A 22162-nucleotide genomic window follows, 5' to 3' on the forward strand; every position below is an offset into this window, starting at 1 on the left:
TTATTTCTTCTTTTTTTTCTTCTTTGGCTTGTGCGGATTGGCTTCAGCCTCTTTGATCAATTGCTTCCAATTGTCTGTTGTGTCTTCCGTTAAGTCCAATGTATCCTGATAGGTATTCCACTCAATATCCATAACCTGGATGGGTGTATAAGTGTACTTTTCCACTTCCACCAAAAGTGGTTTTTCTTCAGGGCTACAAAAACTCACCGCCTGACCTTTTTGCTTACCTCTGCCTGTTCGCCCAACTCTATGCACATAATTCTCAGGTTCGTCAGGCATGTCATAATTCACCACAAAATCCACATTGGGAATATCGATCCCTCTCGCGCTCACATCTGTGGCTATCAATATTTTATTTCTTCCAGCTCTAAACGCACTCATCACCCTGTTGCGTTCGTCCTGATCTTTGTCGCCGTGTATCGTTTGACCAGCAATATTAACCCTAGCCATGGCTGCTAGTACTCGTTCTGCTCTAACCTTAGTTCTAACGAAAATCAATATCTTCTTTTCAGGATTTTCTCCAATGAGTCTTTCTAGGAAAAATCTTTTGTCATCCATTTTGATGAATGCCACCGCATGCTCTACATTCTTAGAAACGGGATCTTTGGGTGAAACCTGAATCCGAATGGCTTTGTGAACTAATGAATAAGCGACCTTCTTAATCTTTTCATCTATTGTAGCTGAAAAGAAAAGGGTCTGTCTTTTTTTAGGTAAAAATTTGACCAGATCTTGGATATCCTTGATAAATCCTAAATTCAACATGTGATCTGCTTCGTCCAGCACTACGGTTTCCACATTGTCGAGAAGGATAAATCCTTGACTTACTAAGTCAAACATTCTACCTGGTGTGGTTACTATCACATCCACTCCTTTAGCCAATTTGGCAATTTGCGGGTCTTGCTCCACCCCTCCGAAAATGCTCATCACACGCACTTTCGTGCTTTTAGCCAATTCCTCAAAAGCACGCGTAATTTGAATGGCCAACTCACGTGTGGGCACCATTACCACACAACGAATAGCATCACCACTTCTGTGTTTTTTAGATCGTTGAAGCCGATCTATGATCGGAATTGCAAAAGCTGCTGTTTTGCCAGTCCCCGTTTGAGCGATAGCCAACACATCTTCTCCTTTGAGTATGGCAGGAATAGATTTGAACTGAATATCAGTCGGTCTAATAAATCCTTGGGTATCTAAATTGCGCTTGAGCTCTGGGCTGATGTTGTAGGCTTCGTATTTCATTGACGCAAAGGTAGTTCAAGTGCACACAATATTTGCACGTACACAAAAAAGCCCCATCCGATTTCGGATGAGGCAAACACTGGTGAATTATCTTGGTCGAATTATATTTTAATTCTATGCTCCTGTAGGGTATTCAGCGCAGTTTGCAATTCTCTTTTGAGTTTGGTTTGGTTCTCTCTGGCTTTTTCCTGATGTGCAGTATACTCTTCTTCCACTTTGGCCAATAGTTTTCTGGCTTCTCTTGTGATTTTGTTATTTCGCATGTAGATCAGGTACAAGCTGGCAATACCAACCACCAAAACTAAAATGATCAACCAAACGAAGGCATTATATGCAGACTTGCTCATTTCTATACCTATGAAAGCAATGGAATCATTCAGCTCCTCGCTTGCTGCTAATGATGCTTGTGTTTCTTCCAACTGAACATTAATAGCATCCAACTCTCCTTTCAAAGACTTTACTTCTGCACGGGCAGAAGCAATCTTACCTTCTTTTACTTTGATGGTATCGGCTACTATTTTCCAGAAATTTTTCAACTTAGGCATTTTTACCAATTTGTATTCTTGCCAAGAAGAAGTCTCATTGGCATAAAACTGGTCAAATTGTTCCTGAATATTTTGTTGTGCTTGAGTGGCTCCTGAGAATGCCAATACAAGAACAAGGGAAAGGATGTTTTTTCTGAATGTGGATAGCTGCATGATACTATATTACGATTGTGTTATTCTTAAATTGCAAAAATATGAATATTTTATCTTCTAATATTCCTATGCTTTATTATAACTATCAAAGTTCTTGAATATTTTATGGACGGAGGCATCTGTGCATAGATTTTTACTATTTTGCCACAAAAAAATCGCATGCCAAAGTACGACATTGTATTACTAACGGATTCCAGATTTGTGGTAGACTGTCCTCCAAATCAATATGCTGACAATGTAGTCTTAGAAGACAAATTGCTGTTCGACGCTTTTGAGCAAAAAGGCCTCAAGGTGTATAAAACCAACTGGGATAATCCTGAATTTGACTGGACCTCCACCAAGTGTGTAATCATTCGTACGACTTGGGACATTTATGATGATGGTAAATTTGAGCAATTTCAATCCTGGCTCGAACGCGTAAAAGATCAAACCCATTTGATCAATGACTACGAGACTATCCAATGGAATATAGACAAACATTACCTCCAAGATTTGGATGCTCGTGGCATCAAGACACCTCCTACTTTATTCATCCCAAAAGGAGAAACTAAAACACTTGAAGAACTGGTATCCGCATCTGGTTGGGAAAGTCCCATACTGAAACCAGCCATTTCTGGAGGTGGAAGACATACCTACAAACTTGACAATAATAATCTGACAGAAGTAGCCAGTACCTTTAGCGAACTGATCAAAGTAGAATCCATGCTCTTACAGGAATTCCAGCAAAATGTAGTGGAAAAAGGTGAGCTCACGCTCATGGTATTTGATGGCAAATACTCTCATGCCGTGTTGAAAAAAGCCAAAGCTGGTGACTTTCGAGTGCAAGATGACTTTGGGGGAACTGTCCATGACTACGAGCCATCATCAGAAGAAATTGCTTTTGCTGAAAGAGTGGTATCTGTTTGTGATCCCGTCCCCCTACAAGCCCGTGTAGATTTTATCTGGGACAATGAAGGCGATCTTTGCGTCTCCGAACTCGAACTCATCGAGCCAGAACTGTGGTTTAGAAACAAAAAAGGTTCAGCTGAGGCTTGTGTTGATGGTGTGGTTAAACGATGGTTTTGTTGAGAACACTTTCTGTAATTTGAATTGTGTTTCCAACACAATAAACTTAATACTACTAAAAATGTGATTACTACGAATACTTATTCATAATTCGGAATATTTAATCCTAAAATAATGTCTCGGTTTACTGTTAACATGGCATTCTTCGATATTGGTTTTACAATTCCTGAACCACCTCGATTATCTTGTTCATTTCGTTTCTCTTGCGTTAACAATTCATCGTCATTGAAGACAAATGCATCAATATAGTATTCGTTTTTGTCTGGTTCTTTTATAGTAATATGGATATGTTCAGGTTCCATTCCATTTGGATAAGCCGCTGGTCTGAAGGTATAAAATGTGTATTTTCCTGTTTTATCTGTTTTAACCCATCCACGAATGTATCCATGTCTTTTTGCCCAACCTTTTTCATTTCCGTTAGATGGATAAATTCCGTTTCGGTCGGTATGATAGATATAGAGCATGACATTGTCGGCTGGTGTTTCTCCATCCTTTTCAAATACAGTTCCAGTCAGTTTTAATTTTGGGTTGGTTCGCATAAAACCTGGAAGAGTGTCAATTGCTGTTAGTTTTTTGTTTCCAAATTCAAAAATTGCTTCACAACCTTCACAAGAACCACCAACTAATTTATCCGTATCAGTTTTCTTGGTTTGCGACTGGCAAGAGGTTGCAATCAACAATAAAATCAAAAGGTAATTTAATATACTCACTGTTTTTCTCTAGTTGTGGGTAGTGTTCAGGTATATGAGGTATATGGTATGGTTGGCTTATCGCTGCCGATGTCCAAACATTTGCAATTAAAGTTACAACGTAGGATCGTAACAGCAAAAGCCTTTTATGACGCACGTACTATCTTATCTCAAAGTCCACTGCAGGTGACTCTGATGGATGTCCAGAGGTGCGTTTAAAAACTGTAGGCATGAAAAATCACTGGAAACAAAGACAACTGCTTTTGTTTAGAAAGAGAAAAATCCTACAAATTGAAATTGGTAGGAAGTATTTTATTTACAATAAAACATTGAACAAGTATCCTGAAATGATAATACAGAGGATCACCACACTAAAAAAGACAGCAATCAATTTTAAGGTCATTACTTTCTTCAATAACATAGCCTCTGGCAACGACAACCCAACCACTCCCATCATGAAAGCGATAGCCGTACCTAAAGGAATACCTTTTGCAACCAAAACCTGAACCACAGGAAGTATACCAGATGCATTTGAGTACATCGGCACAGCCAATATGGTGGCAATCGGTACAGCAAAAAGATTGTCTTTGTCCATGTATTTTTCAAAAAAGCCTTCGGGAATATAACCATGCATCAATCCACCAATAGCTATTCCAATTAGCACATAAGGTATAATACCCTTGAGAATTTTTAGTACTTCATTCCAAATTGTAGGCAATCTTTGTTTCAAAGATTGCTTTTCAGCAATAAAGACCTCTTGGTCTTTTTGGGCAGTTGTAAGAACTTCTTGTACCCATGGTGTTAGATAAGGTTCCAATTTTAATCTTTGAAGAATTATCCCTGAAAATGTACCAAGCAAAACTCCACTTACCACATAAATTACTGTGGTTTTAATCCCAAACAAACCTACAAAAAGCCCGATAGCGACTTCATTGACTAAAGGCGAAGTAATTAAAAATGCAAAAGTGACTCCCAATGGAATACCGCCACGCACAAAACCTATAAACAAAGGAACAGATGAACAGGAACAGAATGGAGTCACTACACCAAATAGACTGGCCATAAGATATTCCAATCCATATAATTTATTCCGTGATAAATAATTCTTGACCTTATCTATTGGGAAGTAGCTATTGACAATTCCCATAAGAAAAATCACTGCCAATAAGAGTATTAAAATCTTCGCAGTATCATAAATAAAGAAATTCAGAGCTTCTGCCAAATGTTGTCCTTTGGTCAAATTCAACACATCAAAGACCAGCCAATCAGCAATATGTTGTAACCAATCAAACATGCTCAATAGTGTTAATTGTGCCTGAAATAGTACACGATTGTTTTACAGTATTGTAAATCGTACCAAACTTTTCTATGTTCTTTTTTAACAATCCGGCATTTAGCCTTTTGTCATTACTATAAATCGTCAAACTGTAAATGATATGATCCATTCTTGGTGGCTTTTCAAGACGAGTTGCCTCTACCTCAAGCGTGGTTTTTTCATAGGTAAATTTCATCAAAGTCGAAAAACGTTCCACATTTTTAAGCATACAGGCAGAAAATGAACCCAAAAATAGCTCTGCAGGATTAGGTAATGTATCTGCAGTTATTTCAGTGGTGCCAAATTCTATATTAGATTCTTTTATCAGAATCTCTGCATCATGATTGGCAATGGATGAAGCGCTGATATGATACTTCATAGTTTCAATATTTAGTTCAACAATTCCAAAACTTCCTCTTTGGAAGGCACTCGACCCTTTATTGTAACTGTATCATCTATTACCAAAGCTGGGGTGGTCATTACGTTAAACTTCATGATTTCCATAATATCCTCCACTTTTTCAATGCTCGCATCTATGTTGTTATCAGAAATGACATCTTTCACGACACCTGTCATGGATTGGCACTTTGGGCAACCCGTTCCTAGTATTTTAATCACTTTGCTCATAATAATTGCGTTTATTTATCGTAAAGATGCGATAGATTTTTGAGGAGAAAAATGACTATCGTCATACTTCAATATATCTTTTGTTGACTTTTCAATTTTGGAAGCTTATGAATTGATATTGGGGCTTTGAACAGCTGCTTGTCTTTCTATGTAACGATTCTTTACCGAAAATGTATCTATTAGATTCTGGTCACTCAGAGTTACTCGAAGAGAACTTTGAAGCTCAATTTCCCCAGAGTCCCTTGCAGGTGACTCTGAGGGGTGTCGTTTAAAAACTATAAGTATAGGAAATGGTTGGAAATAAAGGCAGCTGCTTCAGCTCCATGATTTTACCATTGCCATGTACATAATATTGATTCACTACTGCTTGATTATTGGAGATGTTCTGAATATCGATTTTGAACTCACGAGTGGTATTTTTCTTATTTCTTCTGGTACCAATCGCAACATTCATGATGAAAATATCAGATGATCTAGCAGAGAAAGGTTGATCTTCCTTTCGCACTTCGTCACCCAATGCTTGTGAAGCCGCCAGGTCTATGGGTGTATATCTCTTTCCGCCTAAGAGCGATACTTTGGTGTTGACAAACAGCACCCTATTCTTCTCTGCTTTACCAAACTTCCATTCCTTTCCTCCGAGTAGATTGAAAGCATAGTTGCAAGCAAAGGCTGTCTTGCGTTCTATCCCGTCCATCGCGGTGTATTTAGATTCGTAAACTGAGCCGGTTAACATATAATAAAATCCACGGTGCAAGTATTGCTCTAGCGTCAGCTCAACGCCATAGTTTTTGCCTGTCCCATCATTATTCAATACCCGATTAGAAAAATCATCTGAAGCGTTGAGTAGTGAATAGGTGCTGCTAGGTTCATTCTCTATGGGTACATCATACAAATGCTGGTAGTAAGTTTCTAATTTCAAATGTGTATTCGCACCAAGCGATTGATCATACCCCAACACATAATGCGCTGCTTTTGACAATCCAAGGTTTTCGTTAGGCATGCTTAGAGAACCATCAGCCGCTTCTTGCTTGCCTAAGTACACCGCCAAACTTTCCACTTTGCTATGCAAGCCTACTCCAACTGTAAAAGCTTGTCTTTCAGTCATTGCCCATTTCAAAGCAGCTCGAGGCTCTACACTATACGCATCATTTAGTCCAAAGTGCATGTAATGCATACCAGACGAAAGCGTGAGGTCTTTCGTAATTCTATACTTCCAATTGGCGAAAGCCTGTATGGTGTAGGAGTTGCCATTGTCATCGAGCACGGTTTCCATTCTGTCTCGTTCGAAATTCCACGAATGCTCAATCATGTCATAATTGAGTCTGGTGTAAATCACCCCAGTTTCTAGTTTGTGCTTGGCGCTAAACTTGTGATTGAAGGTGGTCGCTATTCTTAAGGCAGATTTCTTAAAATCAGAATTCTGTGCGTTGTAAAAGCCATCATTTTCATCTGGTAAGTCATCGTTGGATTCTAATCTGGTTCCAGAAACCGAAACCGACGATTTCAAAAATGATCTCTCATTGATCAGGAAGTTGTGCGTAACACCCATCACTCCCATATCAGCACCAAAGACAGATTTACCTAATACTTCCTCTTCATCCTCAAATTTGGTTTCGGCGGTGATACTACTAATTCCACCCAATCCAAACACGGATATAATATGTGATGGATTGATAGGCAAGTTGATCTTGAAAGACAAGTCTTGATATTTAGGCACACCTCCAAAGTCCACCACACCGAGTTGATCGATAATTGCTAGAGAAGAGTATCGGTAGTTGGCCAGATAAGATCCATTATAACCCTTTTTGAATGGCCCTTCCGCCGTAAAATCAAGACCTAAAGTACTTGCAGTAGCTGTATACTCTCTAGTTTCATTATTTCCCTTTTTCAATTTCATGTCAAAAACCCCAGACAGTGCGTTACCATACTCAGGAGAGAAAGCACCACTCATAAAATCAGAATCACTCAACATATTTCCATTCAGTGCATTGATAGGGCCACCAGTGGCTCCTTCGTTAGCAAAGTGGTTAGGGTTTGGAATTTCAATCCCTTCTAACCGCCAAAGAATGCCTCGTGGTGAGTTTCCTCTTACGATGATATCATTGTTGCCTTCGGGTTGATTAGTAACCCCAGCAAACGCTGAAACCATTCGTGCTGGATCGGCAAAAGAACCAGCAAATCTTTTGGTCTCTTCAACAGAAAATGATCTCGCACTAACTAATGACATTTCATTAAGCACTTCCGCTTTGTTCTTTTTGGCAGTTACTACTACTTCCTCCAAATTGTCAACGGATTCTATCAATGGAACTTGTAACACCACTTCTTTGGCACTAGTAATCAACAAATTCGGAATGATTCTTTCTTCAAATCCAATGAAATTGATTTTAAGCGATATGCGACCTACAGGTACATTTTCAATTCTAAAATTGCCTTCCATATCCGAAATAGTTCCAACCAAAGGATTCGAACCCTGAATCTGGATAGTTGCACCTATCAAAGGCATCTTGGTGTCCTGATCTTCTATGACTCCGCGAACGGTCTGCGTCATATCTTGGGTTTGAGCAGTCCATGCGTTGAGCAAAATAAAGATAATAATGAATGTGCGATTCATAACTGAAGCGTTTCAAGTTGAAATTGGTATGATTTAAAATGAGGTTTTAAAACTTGATGGAAACGTTGTAACCGATCCACATCTTGACGTTGGTTCCTGAAAAGGTCTTGTTGTAGAAATTGCCCATGTCAATATCATCACCATATTTTCCCGTCTCTTGGTTGTAAACTTCTGTAACATAGACATTCAATACTGGCCCAGCTGAAAAAGACAAGTGATTAGCAAACTGATAGCCAAAATTCCAGCTCAAGCGGTTAAGCAAGTTCAGTTCTTCGTGATAATCTTCTTTGGGGTTGATACTCTGCGTAGTTAATTCCACACTAGAATTCCATTTATTTTTCAGCGTAAATTCTGTACCAAATCCACCTCCATAAGTCCACAAATAATCCTCCTTGGTTTGTGCGCCTACGAATAATACACTGTACAATCTGTTTGTACCTGATCTAAAGGCTATATTGAAATCTATCACTTCGTTGTGTTCCAATGCTAATTGTAGTTTCCCCTTTTTTACAATATTGATCAATCCAACTGATACGCCACGCTCTACGGTGTCGGCAATGTTGATCAGTCCAACCTGAACGCCTCTGACAGTCCTTGCTCTGTTCAACAACCCCGCTATTTGTGCTCCTTGGACGTTTTGAGCCCAGTTGCCAAGTCCCGCAACTTGCACTCCTTTTGTACTTTTTTTACTGACATTAGCCAATCCAGCGCCTTGAAAACCATGGATGCTATCTGCTAAATTCAAATATCCCGCAAACTGAGCCCCTTGTACTTCTTCTTGGGTCACATTTAAGAATCCTGCATATTGCATTCCTCTTACTTTACCATTTACGGTATTCAAAAACCCTCCAAATTGAGCCCCACGAAGATTGCCTCCTGATGTATTACCAAACCCAGCGAATTGTGCGCCGCGAACATTTTCTTTGTTGATATTGTAAAATCCACCAAATTCGGCACCATTCAAGCTGTGCTCATATCCTATCAACACGTTCATTGAAAATTTGTTGGTGTAGCCTTCTTTAGGGCCTCTACTCGTTCCGAAGCCCGGCACCAGCGAAATCTGAAATGGCCTTTCTTTGACTTCTTGATTGCTCTCACCGTTTTCCTTATTTTGACCTTGGGATTTGAGCGCTACAAATACGAGCGCAATGAGTAAAATTAATTTTGAGTTTCTTTTAAATGAGTTCATATCCTTTATGTTTTTATACAATCAGGGAAACCAAAAGAAATTTTACCCCCACGGGGAATATCAAAAAAGGTGTGTAAATCGACTAACGACGTCTCGAAACAGGTAAACTCATAAAATACATCGGTGAATGAATCAATCGACTTCCGTACCAGCTGAACATTTCGCCATCGACTAATAAGACTTTCGCATTTGGAAATAATTGCTTGTATTTTTCGAGGTGTTTTTCTTTAAAAGGATATGGTTCAGAGGATAAGAAGACAAAATCGGGCGTGAGACTTTGTAGGACTTCTTCGTCCAAAGCTGGATATCTGGTTAGATATCCAGCAGTGTTTTTCAATCCAAGCCATTGAAGTAGAAAATCAATGAAATTGTCTGCAGCGGCTACCATAATGGGATCCTGCCAAATTAGATAAAGCACTTCCCCTTCCAATTTGTCCTTTACTTCTTCAAATCGCTGTTGAATTTTTTCTACAAGCTGTTGTGATTTTGACTCAGTCTGTGTCATCAATCCAATATTTTGAATGGTTTTTAAGGCATCATTCAAATCAAAAATATCAGAAACATAGACGGCAAAATCCTCAGACAATTGTTCAATTCCTTCTTTGTAGTTTTCTTCCTTGTTCGCAATAATCAGGTCAGGCTCGAGTGCTTTAATTCGATCGAAATTGAATTTTTTCGTGCCTCCAATTTTAGTGGCCACTTGTTGAGCATGCGCTGGATGAATGCAGAATTTAGTAACGCCAACTATCCAGTCTTCAAGGCCTAGATTGAAAAGCAATTCGGTCAATGAGGGTACCAATGAAATAATTCGCTGCGGTGGCGAATCAATGGTAATGATTCGGTTAAGGTCGTCTGTGATTTGCATCAAAAAAGTAGGGTCTTTTCTTTCATTCGAATAACAGAAGCATCGTTGCCGACGAATTCTTCCAGGTTGCCTATAGCAATCCAAGCCACCTCATTGGATTCATTATTCTTTTTTAGTTGGGTTGGATTATTTGCTATAAAAGCAAATCTAATATCAAAGTGCTCATGTTCAGGGACTTCCTTGTGACTAGGAATAGTGTGAATATCTAAATCAAAAAATGAATTCCCTATCAATTGAACCTCTGAAATTCCTGTTTCCTCTTCCAATTCCTTTAAAGCCACTCGATGTACGTTTTCATCTCCGTCTGCGTGTCCTCCAGGCTGAAGCCAACGATTGAGTTTCTTGTGGTGAAGTAAAGCAACCTGCTTGTGATCAGGGGTCAAAACCCACGCTGACGCTGTGATATGACCAGACTGGAGTGATCTTTCAAAACAATTATCAAAAAAAAGCAGGTCCAAAAACCTGCTCATGTACATTCTTTCATCAACATAGGAAGTTTTATATTCCTTAATAGCTGCCCGTAGCGAACTTCTATTCATTGCTATTGTACGATTGTATTCACTTTATTGATTCGGCCTTCAACTAACTTTTCAGTCTGTACGCCCCCACCAACATTGGTTTTTCCTTCAAAATCGGCATGAACAAAATACTCACTCACCTCCAGCTTCTTAAATACAACTTCTCCTTTTTTATCTGAAGTTTTTTTCATGAAGGGATTAGTTCCATTTCTATAATCATCCTCATTCATAAACAAGGACACCTCTGCTCCCTCCACTGGATTTCCCAATTCATCCAATACTAATATTTTCAAGGAAGTTGGTAAAAGTTTTAAATCAGCAAAGGCGTAGGTCGAAACTCCTATTATAAATACTGCCAATAAAGAAACTATCAAATACTTTTTCATCTTCTTAATAATTTTTTACTCCAATTTATCACATATCGTGCCTAAATACTAGTCGCAGATTCTATCTTAACAGAGTAACTCCACCACGTTGCTCTATCTCTCCTAACTCTGGAACTAATGAACTTCTAAAGCGCATGACATAAACATAACTATCTATTTTAAGGAGTTCTCCGCGGTAAGTACCATCCCATCTAAACCCTATGTCATTGGACTGAAATACCATTTCTCCCCATCTAGAAAAAATTCTAATTTCAAAATCGCTAACGTAGTCATTTGGGTAGACAAAAAACTCATCATTAAACCCTGGTGATGTTTGAGGTGTAAAGGCATTGGGTGCATATACTCTAGGCAAACAGTCGTCAATAACTTCCACTACATCTCGAATACAAGTAAATCCATTACTCAACGTCACCTCATAGATACCTCCTTCTGTAACTGTAAATATTGGAGCAGTAGATAAGGTATCATCGTCATTAACAATTGTCCATTCATAAGTACTAAATGATCCCGGGTTTAATGCTACTGAATTGTTTGCAGGGTCTGTGTCCTCAGTACATATGATTTCTCTATCTTCTAACAGAAGCTCATCTTCAGAAATTGGTACCACCTGCACACTCAATGAAGCATCCGCCTCACAAGTACTCAAATTTGATTCAACATGAATACTATAAGTGCCACTTTCACCGATTGAAATTTCGGCACTTTGATCATCTAACACCCCCGTTGGACCAGTCCAAGTAAATGTTACATCTTCAGTGATATTGGAGTAGGCTGTTAAAAATACTTCCTCATTATCATCACAATTCGGTGTGGCTGCTGCAAATACTGTCAGTTCACTGAATACGCTAACCTCAGCAGTAGCTGTACCAGTACACCCAGTGCTTTGATCCAATACCAATACATCGTACGTACCAGAAGAATTAATACCTCTTCTTGATCCATTCGCACCATTATCCCACTGATAGCCCCCATTTCCCATCAATCCATTGGTAACATTAGCAAATAATACGAGTGAACCTTCGCAATCTTCTCCTTCCGTTAGTATTTCTACAACAGGTGCTTCGCTTTGAACAACAGTGACAGGTGTGGTAACTTCACAATAACCTGAACCAGAAGAAGTCACTGAGTAAGTACCTCCTGCTGAAACTGTGATAGTCTCACCAAGTGAAGAGCCTACTACTCCCGGGCCACTCCATGTATAAGAAATTCCCGCGTCGATGGTGGTTGGATATATGCTTATTTCTCCTTCTGTTCCACATATGTTTTGCGGAGTCGTCGCATATTCAGCAAGTGGACTTCCATCTAAGGTAATATCATCTAATGTTTGGGTACACTCATTTCCACTGACTTGCTCTACAATTACAATAGAGTAAGTTCCAGAGTCCAAATTGTTAATTAAAAAACTTGGAGATGGAGAAGCTCCAGCTCCAACAACTAGGTTACCAAATTCATCATACAATTCATAGTTGACACTAGCAGGTGCAGGACCAGATAAGTCGAATTCCAAAATACCCTCGCCAGGACAATCAGGAGTTGGTGTAGCATTATCTATGGCAAAGGTAGATCCTCCATCTTCTATTGTCGCCACAGAGCTAAGGGAACATCCCGTAAGTGTATTAGACAGTAATATGGTATATCCACCAGGACTCAAAGCGTTTGGGGTAAGAATGGTGGCAGGGCCAGAAATGGCCGTAGCATTGATTGTTGATGGTCCAGTCACTGTATAATTGAAGCTTCCACTTTCGGTAAGATCAATGGTTATAGCTCCATCATCAGCAGAACATCCAGACGTAGTACCTCCCAATGTTGAATATTGAGGAAGATTCTCCACCGTAAAAGTCACATCGTCGGTTGTTACGCAATTGAGAATATCTTCCACAGTCACTTCGTAGACATATACGCCTGGCACTGAGGTGTCCACCGCTTGCGTTCGCAACGTATTCCCATTTGCAGATCCATTGAGCATCCAAGAATAAGTTGATCCAGGATTTAATGCATCCAAATCAGTAAAAGCTACATCCTCGCATATAATCTGATCTGCTCCTAAATCTACCTCTGGTCTTGTATCATCTACAAATGATTCTCTTGGATCAGATTGACATCCTTCAGTATTTGTGATAAATACAGAAACTATACTTGGCACATCTACAGTAATAGTTCTTGTAGTTTCTCCAGTGGACCAGGTATAACTAAATGCAGCTGTATCAACAGGCCACGCCTCTAACAACGCTGGTCCGTTGCAAATAGCCACGGCATCTTGCAAAGTGGGTACTGCTGGAATAGGATATATTTCCACGGGTTCAATAAATACAGTATCCAAACCACATCTATTGGTGACCGTCAGGCTGACATTGTAGGTGCCTGATAGGTTGTAAATATGTGTTGTGTCTTCTACAGCTGCAGAAGTACCGTCGTCAAATGACCAGAAATATTCATCAATGATAGAGGTACCCGTCCCGTCAAAAATAGTTTCCTGACCAAGACAAGGGTTAGTATATGCTATACCTGGATTCATAGCACTTAAAGGTAATTCTTGCACAAAATTGGGTAATCCCAACCTACTGGTTCTACCCATGAGGTCAAAGCCACCATCATTAAACGAGGCACTTGCATTGTCTGCATTTGGACTATTGATTGTTCCTACTGAATTTTGGCCATCAACGGCAAGGTATATTATGGCATCCGATCCTGTTTGCAGTGCCCCATATTGTAACGAAGGATCTGACCCTAATACAAATTTAGTCGCTTCAATATCTGCTTTGGCTGTGGGGGCATAGAGGCTATCCAGATCATATTGCAATAAATTAGATCCATTTGTTCCATTGGTACTGATGTAGAGCCTTTGTAAACTAGAAGAGAATTCCACTCCATAAATCAAAGAAGGCGCGGGCTCTTCAATATCAATTTTAGCTAATCCAGTGATTTGCCCAGTGCTATCTGCCACACTAAACAATTCTACATAATTATCATCTGTATCTTGAAAAGCCAGTGCAATGACTCCGCCACCAGCTGCATATTTCATTTGTGCCTTTCCTGTCTTTTCTTCATCAAACCTCATTACACTTCCTGCAGAAGAAGTAATTGGCGCACCGATACCAAAAGGGGTTATTGGATAAGATCGGAATTGATTATTTCCATATTCATGAGTCACCAACCAGGTAATTCCCTGTCCAAGTCCAAATGCTGTCAGGCGCTCTGTACTATTGGTAAACAATGACACATCCTTTACAATTACTTCCCCTTGAGCAGTATCTTTTCTCATATCTACCACAGCATATTTCATATCATAAGTGAAATCACCATAAACCGGATCCGAGGTGAAAACATAATATATGGAACTGTCATTGGGGAGTGGCACAATCATCACCCCTTGACTAGAATTTGGATCACCACCTATGTCATCCCCATTATCCATCACACGATGGTTTTTATTCCAAATAGTTTCCCCATTTGTATAAAAGAGTAAATCACCATTTAGATCTGATACAGAAGAGGCACCTTGGGCAGAACTCATTAGGTTTTCATCGGTAATGGCTGAAGTTGCAGGCGGATTAAAGTCTATTCCTGCATTCTCTCCAAAATACCACTGATTTCTAAAGGTATTGGTGTCCTCATAAGTTGTCACCTGCACATAATCATAATTGGTACAGCCTGTGGCAGCACTTACTACAGCTACGGAAAAAAGGCCTGTAGTATCTACATTAATGGTCTGAGTAGTTTCTCCAGTGTTCCAGAAGTATGACGCACCACCCGATCCAGCATCATAAGTAAAAATCTCACCTACACATCTGACAGTATCCATCCCTAAATCTATTGCAAGGTCGTTGGATACTACCCCAACCGCTTTTGTGTAAGTCTCTATTATCCCATTCAACTCTACAGTAAGAGAAACGGAATAGGAACCTGCAGCTTGATAAGTATGAACAGGGTTAATACCAATATATGAGGTCCCATCTCCCATATCCCAAAGGTAGTTTTGTGCTGGTGGTTCCACATTAGAAAAGAATTTCGTAGTAAGTAAAGCACAAGTATCCAAATATGAAAAACCTACTGAATCAAACGATTCAAAATGTGGTGCTGCAAAATGCGGGAATTGTGTAGCATTTATTGCCGATGGTGAGAAAGCTAAACTGTCGTATCCTACATTAAAAAACGCACTGTCAGCATGATATAGGCTATCTGCTTCTAAAATCACACCAACTTCAATGGCATCAGTGTTAGTTTGCTGATATAAATGATAGATATTATTGTCAGGCCCCCTTTGGACACCATAACTTCTATATACTGGTTCTGGCAATACTGAATTGACTGTATTCAAAGTATCACCCAGACTGTATTGATAGAGATTAGCCACTGCTCCTGAGCCTCCATGTCTGGAAATATAAAGATTGGTACCATTAAATGACCATTCTACATCATAAACCGCTTCCGTAGCAAAATCGACGTTACCTGTATTCAAAATGGCTGAATTAAGGGATAACACTCCAGTGGCTATATCAAAATCCAATAAGGTCACATTTCGACTGGCATCTTTCGGTGCAACTGCCAATATGCTGGAATCAGCATTATATGCAAATGATGCGGCCTCAAAATCTGGAGCGGATACATCATTCAAATCAAATGTCTGAATGGCTCCTAGCGTTCCATTGCTCACTGCCAATACTTGATAGTCGAATGTGGTTCTATCATTTGTAATCACCCAATAATTATCAACGTCTTGTTGGATGACAATCATAGCTTCCGAAGGATTGGTCAATCCAGTTGTCAAGTTTTTGCGTGCTGCATCCACATCCCCAGATGGTGGCGTGACTCCTGGAGCATTGCCTGCTAGGTTTCTATCTACTACTGAATATGTGATTTCAGTACCCGACCCTCCTGGGTTAGTGAAAATGTAATATTCACCATCCACATATGGCATAGGCATAACAGATGCGGAACGATTGATACCGGCATCACCATTTAATCCTGCACCATTGGGAACTAATTCATGATTGGTGTCATATACATTTTCTCCATCTGTGTAGAAGAGAAGGTTACCAGTGACAGGGTCAGTAATGACTGCACCACCACCTGTACCGAAAGGTGTAAACTGCAAAGTATCGAGCTGCGCTCTCGCATCTGACTTATTAAAAGTAATTGTATTCGTAGAATTACCGAATAGCCAATTATATTCTGAATAGTTTTGTGCTTGAAGTGAAAAACTGATAGTAAGAATTGCGAATAGCAATAGCCAATGAGGCAAGCTTTTTCGTTTCGTTACGTTCTTCATTTCGGTAAGGGTTCTCAAATTTTTAACTGTCCTTTTTAATTAAATTAGGAGAATATTTATCAAACGCTAAAATTAACTTAATTACTAATACTAACGGTGACAAAATATATTTCAATGTAAATGATCCAACAAAAAATAATTCATTTCTCATTTGAGACAATATTTTATATTTTGCAACGATTCTATTAAAGGGCATAAACCCGATTCAAACAAACAGATGCAAAGAATTTTCTTCGTCTTATTGATTTTCGCTTCTTTGTTTAGTTCTAACAAAGCGTGGGCTCAAGACCCTCAGTTTTCACAGTATTACTCAGCGCCTTTGTATTTAAATCCTGCACTTGCTGGAATTACACAAGAAGGTCGAGCTGGAATCAATTACAGAAACCAATGGCCATCTATTGATGCCAATTTCGAGACTTTTTCAGTTTATGTAGATAATAATTTTGATGAAAAGAACAGTAGCGTTGGATTATTGTTTGTGAATGACAAAGAAGGGTTAGTAGGATTGCAGTCCAATGAAATTGCGCTTCAATACGCCTATCAAGTTAATGTAAACTACAAATGGGTATTCCGTCCAGCCTTTCAGGTTTCTTATACTTCAAGAAATGTCAACTTCAACAAACTAGTTTTTGGGGATCAACTCGACAACAACGGAAATACAGGAAATCCTAGTGCGGAACAGTTTAACACAGACTGGAAAGTGAATTATTTTGATATCGCTTTGGGTGGCGTGGTTTATTCTGCTAGAGCCTGGCTAGGAGTATCCATGCATCACATCAGAGAGCCTAATCAATCCTTTTTAGGAGAAGACAGCCCTTTACCACAAAAACTATCCATACATGGTGGATATATGATTCCTCTGAATACTGGGTATTCAAAAGGAGAAACTGTATCTGGCGCCAAAAGGAGCCTATCTCCCACATTCAACTATAGAGCGCAGGGAGAATTCAACCAATTGGATTTAGGACTTTATTTTACTTGGGATCCAGTCATTTTTGGACTTTGGTATCGTGGTATTCCAATCAAATCCCCTGAAGGAGGGGGATCCAACAATGAATCTCTGATTTTCATGTTTGGAGTTACTCAAAAGAAATTTACAATAGGTTATAGTTTTGACTATACCTTATCCAACTTAGGCATCCAAAGTGGTGGAGCACATGAAGTTTCATTGATTTACAGCTTCAAATGGGGAGATCCGAGAAAGCCTTCGCGCTCCGTCAGAGAACTGAAGTGTCCACTTCCTATGATATTCTAATTGGTTAAAATATTTAGCTTTGCGCAAAACAAAGCACATGGATCACCAAACTATACTTTATCTCCTAATTGGCATTCTAACTTTTGATTTCCTAATCAATAAGTTTTTAGGTTCTCTAAACAATAAGAGTAGAAAACAGCCCATTCCAAGCGAATTAGATGGGATTTATGATAAAGAAAAATACGTAACTTCTCAAGCTTACCAAGGTGATATCTTCAAGTTTTCTGCCATTAGTTCTACTTTCAGTTTTCTCCTAATGGCTGCCATTCTTTGGTTTGGAGGATTCGGCTGGTTGGATGAGTTTCTAAGAGGGATTGCTCCGGTTGAACCCTTGACCTCTTTGTATTTCTTTGGCATCGTTTATTTCGCTTCTGATTTTATTGGAATTCCTTTTGACCTTTATGGTACATTCGTGATTGAAGAAAAATATGGTTTCAACAAAATGACTGTAAAAACATACATCATCGACAAAATCAAAGGATATGTCCTTACGCTAATTATTGGTGGTATTATCGCATCCTTGTTCATTGTTTTGGTCATGTTTTTCGAAGAAAATTTCTGGATTTACTTCTGGATTGCTATTAGCCTTTTCATGGTATTCGTCAATATGTTTTATACCTCATTGATTATTCCACTTTTTAATAAATTAACTCCATTAGGAGAAGGGACTTTAAAAACTGCCATTACCAACTACAGTAAAAAAGTGGGTTTTCCTCTGAATAATATTTTTGTAATTGACGGTTCAAAGCGGTCATCAAAAGGCAACGCCTTTTTTTCTGGCCTCGGTCAAAAGAAAAAAGTAGTCCTATATGATACATTAATAGATAAGCACACGGATGAAGAATTAGTTGGAGTGTTAGCTCATGAAGTAGGACATTTCAAGAAAAAGCATATCATTTGGTCCATGATACTTGGCATTCTACAAACTGGATTTATGCTCTGGTTATTATCCAAATTTATTTTCAGTAGTGAAATCTCTTGGGCCTTAGGTGGGAATGTAACTGCTCTTCATTTAAATGTTTTTGCATTTGCCATTTTGTTCTCTCCTATCTCGACCATAATTGGTGTATTCATGAATCTATTCAGTAGAAAAAATGAATATGAAGCAGACGCATTTGCCGTTGAAACCTACAGCAAAGAACCTTTAATAAAAGCTCTGAAAAAACTTACTTCGGATAGTTTAGGAAACCTCACTCCTCATCCTTGGTATGAGTTTATGAATTATTCTCATCCAAGTCTTCTAAAGAGAATTAGTGCAATGCGAAAAGTTAAATGAAATCTATTTCGGATCTAAAAGGGAACTTCATGAAATAAGTATATGCCTCTTGGACGCTCATTTCCCCTTCGATAATGTTGTGTAACGTTTCAGTTATTGGGACTCTAATGTTGTAACTTTCAGCGAGCCTATTGATAATCTTGATCGTATTGACACCTTCGGCCACTTCCTCCATGGAATTAATGATTTCATCTAATGATTCTCCTTTAGCCAAACGATAGCCTACTGTAAAGTTTCTACTCAACTTTGAGCTGCACGTGGCCACCAGATCTCCGACACCAGCCAATCCTAGAAATGCCTTTGTATTTCCTCCCAGTGCGTTACCGATATAAACCATCTCAACCATACCTCGACTGATCAACATCGCTTTAGAATTCTCTCCAAGCCCCATCCCACTAATCATTCCTGTACCAATGGCTATGATGTTTTTCAAAACCCCACACAATTCAATACCAATCAAATCATTGCTCCCATATACCAGAAACCGGTCATTTTTCAATAATTTTTGTCCTTGGTCAATTACCTCTTCAAAATGACTAGCGACAACAGTAGCAGCTGGTTGTTTTTCTTCAATCTCTTTAGCCAAATTTGGACCTGCCAAACACCCTACTCGTAACACTGAAGTTTCTTCCAATATCACTTCGCTCATGGTCTTTACATGATTCCTTGAGAGTGGGTTTTTCTTAGATATTTGCTCTCCATCCGCTATTGATAAATCAAGCCCTTTGGTGCCATGAATTAAAATATGATACGGTTTGAGGTAAGGAGACAAATCTCTCACCATTTTCCTGAAATTAGCAGAAGGTACTATTGGAAATATAATTTCACATCTATTTCCGACATCTGAAAGTTGATTCGTTATTTCAATATTAGGTGAAAGTGCATGAGAGCCGACACTTCTTGTTTTAATAATCTGTTCAGCTTTAGTTTTATCCCTCACATAAAGTAACACTGCGTTTTTTTCAGCCAGCATATTAGCAATTGCTGTTCCAAAGCTACCCGCCCCTATTACTCCTACTATTTTGTCAGAGGTATTTTTCGAGTTCATAACCATCTAACCTATTGTGATAATAATAGAGCAAATTCATATTTTGAATAACTACATCTCCTTTTTTAGATAAACCTAAAGGAGGCTGAGCATGGTACATACCTAAATTTTTTATACCGTGTTTTATAATCTCATCCTTATCCCTTCGCAAATGATCAGCAAGGTCTACCTCACCAGCGTCCTTCATGGCACGTAGCGCATCCAAAAGATTTGATAATCCAGCCTTAAAATCATCGTATGGCATGACCAACTCATCGTCAGACAATCTTAACAATCCATACAAATCTAATGCAGCATGCTTACGACCAAGCATTCTAAAAGCAGTGAACGCAACTAAATGGCTCGAAAAGACACGATTGTGTCTATGAAATTCCTTAACAATTTTCTTTCCTAGGATGCGATTATACTCTTGTTCTCGTTGGGCATCTTCCGTGATTTCACCATTTGATCTAAAATAATCTTTAAGATCAATTTCGTTCCCATGTTTATCGAGACTTCTTCCATTGATATCTACCTCATTTCCTAATACGTCCAATGCATCTCCAATACTAGCAGAGATATTAGACCCACGAGTGAAAAACTTCATCAGGAATTTTGATATTTTAAATGAAGTAGTGAATTCATCATTCTCTTCATAATATCTTTCTTGTCCCTTACTCTTTAGGTAATCATTGATTAAACTAGGTGCTTCTAGCACAAAATGATAATTCAAGGTCACTGGGACAATAAAAATCTTTTTGTCATCAGGGTTCTCTTCGAATTGAAAAATTTGACGCTGCGCTTCAATAGTTGTACCTAATAATCCGAGTTTCAAAGCCTTTTCTATCTTCCCACTTCGTGACCTTGTACCACCTGGAAAAAACAAACTATGACAGCCCTCCCTTAATGCTATGGTAGAATAAGACTTTAAACATTCTAAATAGATTGAATTCTTCTTTCGACGATCTACTTTATATGCTCCCACACTATTCATGAAGTATGCGAATACTTTTAGATTGAATAAGTTCAATCCTGCTCCGTAAATAAAAGGAGGTAAACCTAAAAATTGAATAATCCATCCAATCAACACAGAGTCAATATTACTGAAATGTGTAGGCACCATGACCACAGTGCCAAGCTTTGCCAATTTCCTTAATTGGTCAACAGATCCTTTGATATGTATCTTATCATCTAAGTCTAGCTGGTTGCTAAATAGAGACCAAGGCCCTTTCACTCTTGCTGCATTCAACAATCTACCAAACCCAAGAGTTACAAGTGTACGAGCGACATGATAGTGAGACGGATTGAAATTACCTGCAATTTCATTACCATACCGATTTAAAATCTCCCTCAGAATTTCCTTTAAATGGACATCCTGATCTTTTTTAGGCATACCATCTAACTTTACAACACGCTGTTGGACGCCATCCCAGAAAGAAAAATCATCCTTAGGATCGACTTTCCAAGGGTGGTTCTTAGCACGTTGCTTTTCTCGAAAAGCAGTCATCTCAATTTCCTCACGCAAGGTTCTGCCTCGGTTGAGCGATAACATATTATCGTAACTCTCCTCTACTACCAGTTGAATAAACTCATCTCTCTTTTCAGCCATCTGTACGACTGGCCAATTTTTAGTACTTTTTAGAATGGGTTTATATCTTGCCTTCTTGTTCCTTCTCCGTATCACCAATGGATTCATAGAATTAAAATTAAAAAGGATGAACATACATCCACCCCTTTAGAATCGGCAAATTAACGAATTATATGCGATTTATGACGCATTTGGGTTAATGATATTATAGTCTTGATATCGCCTCCTTAAGTCAATCTTTTTAAATTCGATTAAGATTTAAAGTTGAACTCTTCGTATAAACCTTATACAACGTTTCTAAAACAAAGCACAATCTTTCGTTGATGCGCAACCGCTAGCTACGGCGCACTATCTCTCTTGCGTATTCCGAAGTATTCTCCAAAGGCGTCTTCAAAAAAGGGCATAAAAAAAGGGTTACTGATTTCTCAATAACCCTTTTGACCTGCCTTCGCTAAAGCTCCAGCAGATAAATAAAAACTGGCGGCGACCGGGACGCGGAGTCCTACTCGTAGAGTAGGTCGTCGCTGACTTATAAAAGAATGTAT

17 protein-coding genes are annotated in these 22162 nt (G+C 39.0%); 3 read left to right on the top strand and 14 right to left on the bottom strand.

All coding sequences use genetic code 11. The annotated features are described in order from the left end of the window. Together ABJH98_RS12440 and ABJH98_RS12445 are read right to left on the bottom strand one after the other, a co-directional pair. Positions 1–1239, bottom strand: coding sequence for a DEAD/DEAH box helicase (locus ABJH98_RS12440; protein ID WP_348308015.1), 1239 nt, complete (start codon positions 1237–1239; stop codon positions 1–3). A gap of 101 nt (positions 1240–1340) precedes the next feature. Then, complete coding sequence (locus ABJH98_RS12445; protein WP_348308016.1) at positions 1341–1937, bottom strand: hypothetical protein; 597 nt, start codon at positions 1935–1937, stop codon at positions 1341–1343. 159 nt (positions 1938–2096) lie between these two features. On the opposite strand from ABJH98_RS12445, the gene ABJH98_RS12450 reads away from it, so the two are divergent. Next, a complete protein-coding gene (locus ABJH98_RS12450) occupies positions 2097–3005 on the top strand; it encodes a hypothetical protein (RefSeq protein ID WP_348308017.1) in 909 nt (302 codons plus the stop codon). Between the two features lie 77 nt (positions 3006–3082). On the opposite strand, the gene ABJH98_RS12455 is transcribed toward ABJH98_RS12450, so the two are convergent. The 10 genes from ABJH98_RS12455 to ABJH98_RS12500 all read right to left on the bottom strand — a co-directional run bounded on the left by ABJH98_RS12455 (position 3083) and on the right by ABJH98_RS12500 (position 16471). Then, positions 3083–3712 carry an intradiol ring-cleavage dioxygenase gene (locus ABJH98_RS12455; protein ID WP_348308018.1) on the bottom strand — a complete coding sequence of 210 codons (630 nt, stop codon included), beginning with the start codon at positions 3710–3712 and terminating at the stop codon, positions 3083–3085. Between the two features lie 295 nt (positions 3713–4007). Continuing rightward, entirely contained in the window at positions 4008–4985 is a 978-nt protein-coding gene (locus ABJH98_RS12460; protein WP_348308019.1) for a permease, read from the bottom strand. Then, entirely contained in the window at positions 4978–5385 is a 408-nt protein-coding gene (locus tag ABJH98_RS12465) for an OsmC family protein (RefSeq protein ID WP_348308020.1), read from the bottom strand. Before ABJH98_RS12465 ends, ABJH98_RS12460 begins: the two co-directional genes overlap by 8 nt. Positions 5386–5396: 11 nt before the next feature. Then, the gene (locus tag ABJH98_RS12470) at positions 5397–5633 is read right to left on the bottom strand and encodes a thioredoxin family protein (RefSeq protein WP_348308021.1); all 237 of its coding nucleotides are present in this window, start codon (positions 5631–5633) and stop codon (positions 5397–5399) included. A 268-nt stretch (positions 5634–5901) separates the two neighbouring features. Beyond that, complete coding sequence (locus tag ABJH98_RS12475; RefSeq protein WP_348308022.1) at positions 5902–8244, bottom strand: TonB-dependent receptor; 2343 nt, start codon at positions 8242–8244, stop codon at positions 5902–5904. Between the two features lie 46 nt (positions 8245–8290). Then, positions 8291–9433 (bottom strand): hypothetical protein, encoded by a 1143-nt coding sequence (locus tag ABJH98_RS12480; protein WP_348308023.1) that lies wholly within the window; start codon positions 9431–9433, stop codon positions 8291–8293. A gap of 82 nt (positions 9434–9515) precedes the next feature. After that, entirely contained in the window at positions 9516–10298 is a 783-nt protein-coding gene (locus tag ABJH98_RS12485) for a helical backbone metal receptor (RefSeq protein ID WP_348308024.1), read from the bottom strand. Continuing rightward, positions 10298–10837, bottom strand: coding sequence for an NUDIX hydrolase (locus ABJH98_RS12490; RefSeq protein WP_348308025.1), 540 nt, complete (start codon positions 10835–10837; stop codon positions 10298–10300). The genes ABJH98_RS12485 and ABJH98_RS12490 overlap by 1 nt, the downstream gene beginning before the upstream one ends. A gap of 2 nt (positions 10838–10839) precedes the next feature. After that, a complete protein-coding gene (locus ABJH98_RS12495) occupies positions 10840–11202 on the bottom strand; it encodes a carboxypeptidase-like regulatory domain-containing protein (RefSeq protein ID WP_348308026.1) in 363 nt (120 codons plus the stop codon). 61 nt (positions 11203–11263) lie between these two features. After that, positions 11264–16471, bottom strand: coding sequence for a PKD domain-containing protein (locus ABJH98_RS12500; RefSeq protein ID WP_348308027.1), 5208 nt, complete (start codon positions 16469–16471; stop codon positions 11264–11266). 217 nt (positions 16472–16688) lie between these two features. On the opposite strand from ABJH98_RS12500, the gene ABJH98_RS12505 reads away from it, so the two are divergent. Together ABJH98_RS12505 and ABJH98_RS12510 are read left to right on the top strand one after the other, a co-directional pair. Then, entirely contained in the window at positions 16689–17726 is a 1038-nt protein-coding gene (locus ABJH98_RS12505) for a type IX secretion system membrane protein PorP/SprF (protein WP_348308028.1), read from the top strand. 37 nt (positions 17727–17763) lie between these two features. Next, positions 17764–19002, top strand: coding sequence for a M48 family metallopeptidase (locus ABJH98_RS12510; RefSeq protein ID WP_348308029.1), 1239 nt, complete (start codon positions 17764–17766; stop codon positions 19000–19002). Here ABJH98_RS12510 and ABJH98_RS12515 read toward each other — a convergent pair. Further along, positions 18995–20050: an NAD(P)H-dependent glycerol-3-phosphate dehydrogenase gene (locus tag ABJH98_RS12515; RefSeq protein WP_348308030.1), complete on the bottom strand. Its 1056-nt coding sequence runs from the start codon at positions 20048–20050 to the stop codon at positions 18995–18997. The genes ABJH98_RS12510 and ABJH98_RS12515 overlap by 8 nt on opposite strands. Beyond that, positions 20028–21638, bottom strand: a complete 1611-nt coding sequence (locus tag ABJH98_RS12520; RefSeq protein WP_348308031.1) for a 1-acyl-sn-glycerol-3-phosphate acyltransferase — start codon at positions 21636–21638, stop codon at positions 20028–20030. Before ABJH98_RS12520 ends, ABJH98_RS12515 begins: the two co-directional genes overlap by 23 nt. Positions 21639–22162: the final 524 nt, after the last annotated feature.

Source organism: Reichenbachiella sp. (assembly GCF_039969095.1).
Classification (GTDB): domain Bacteria; phylum Bacteroidota; class Bacteroidia; order Cytophagales; family Cyclobacteriaceae; genus Reichenbachiella.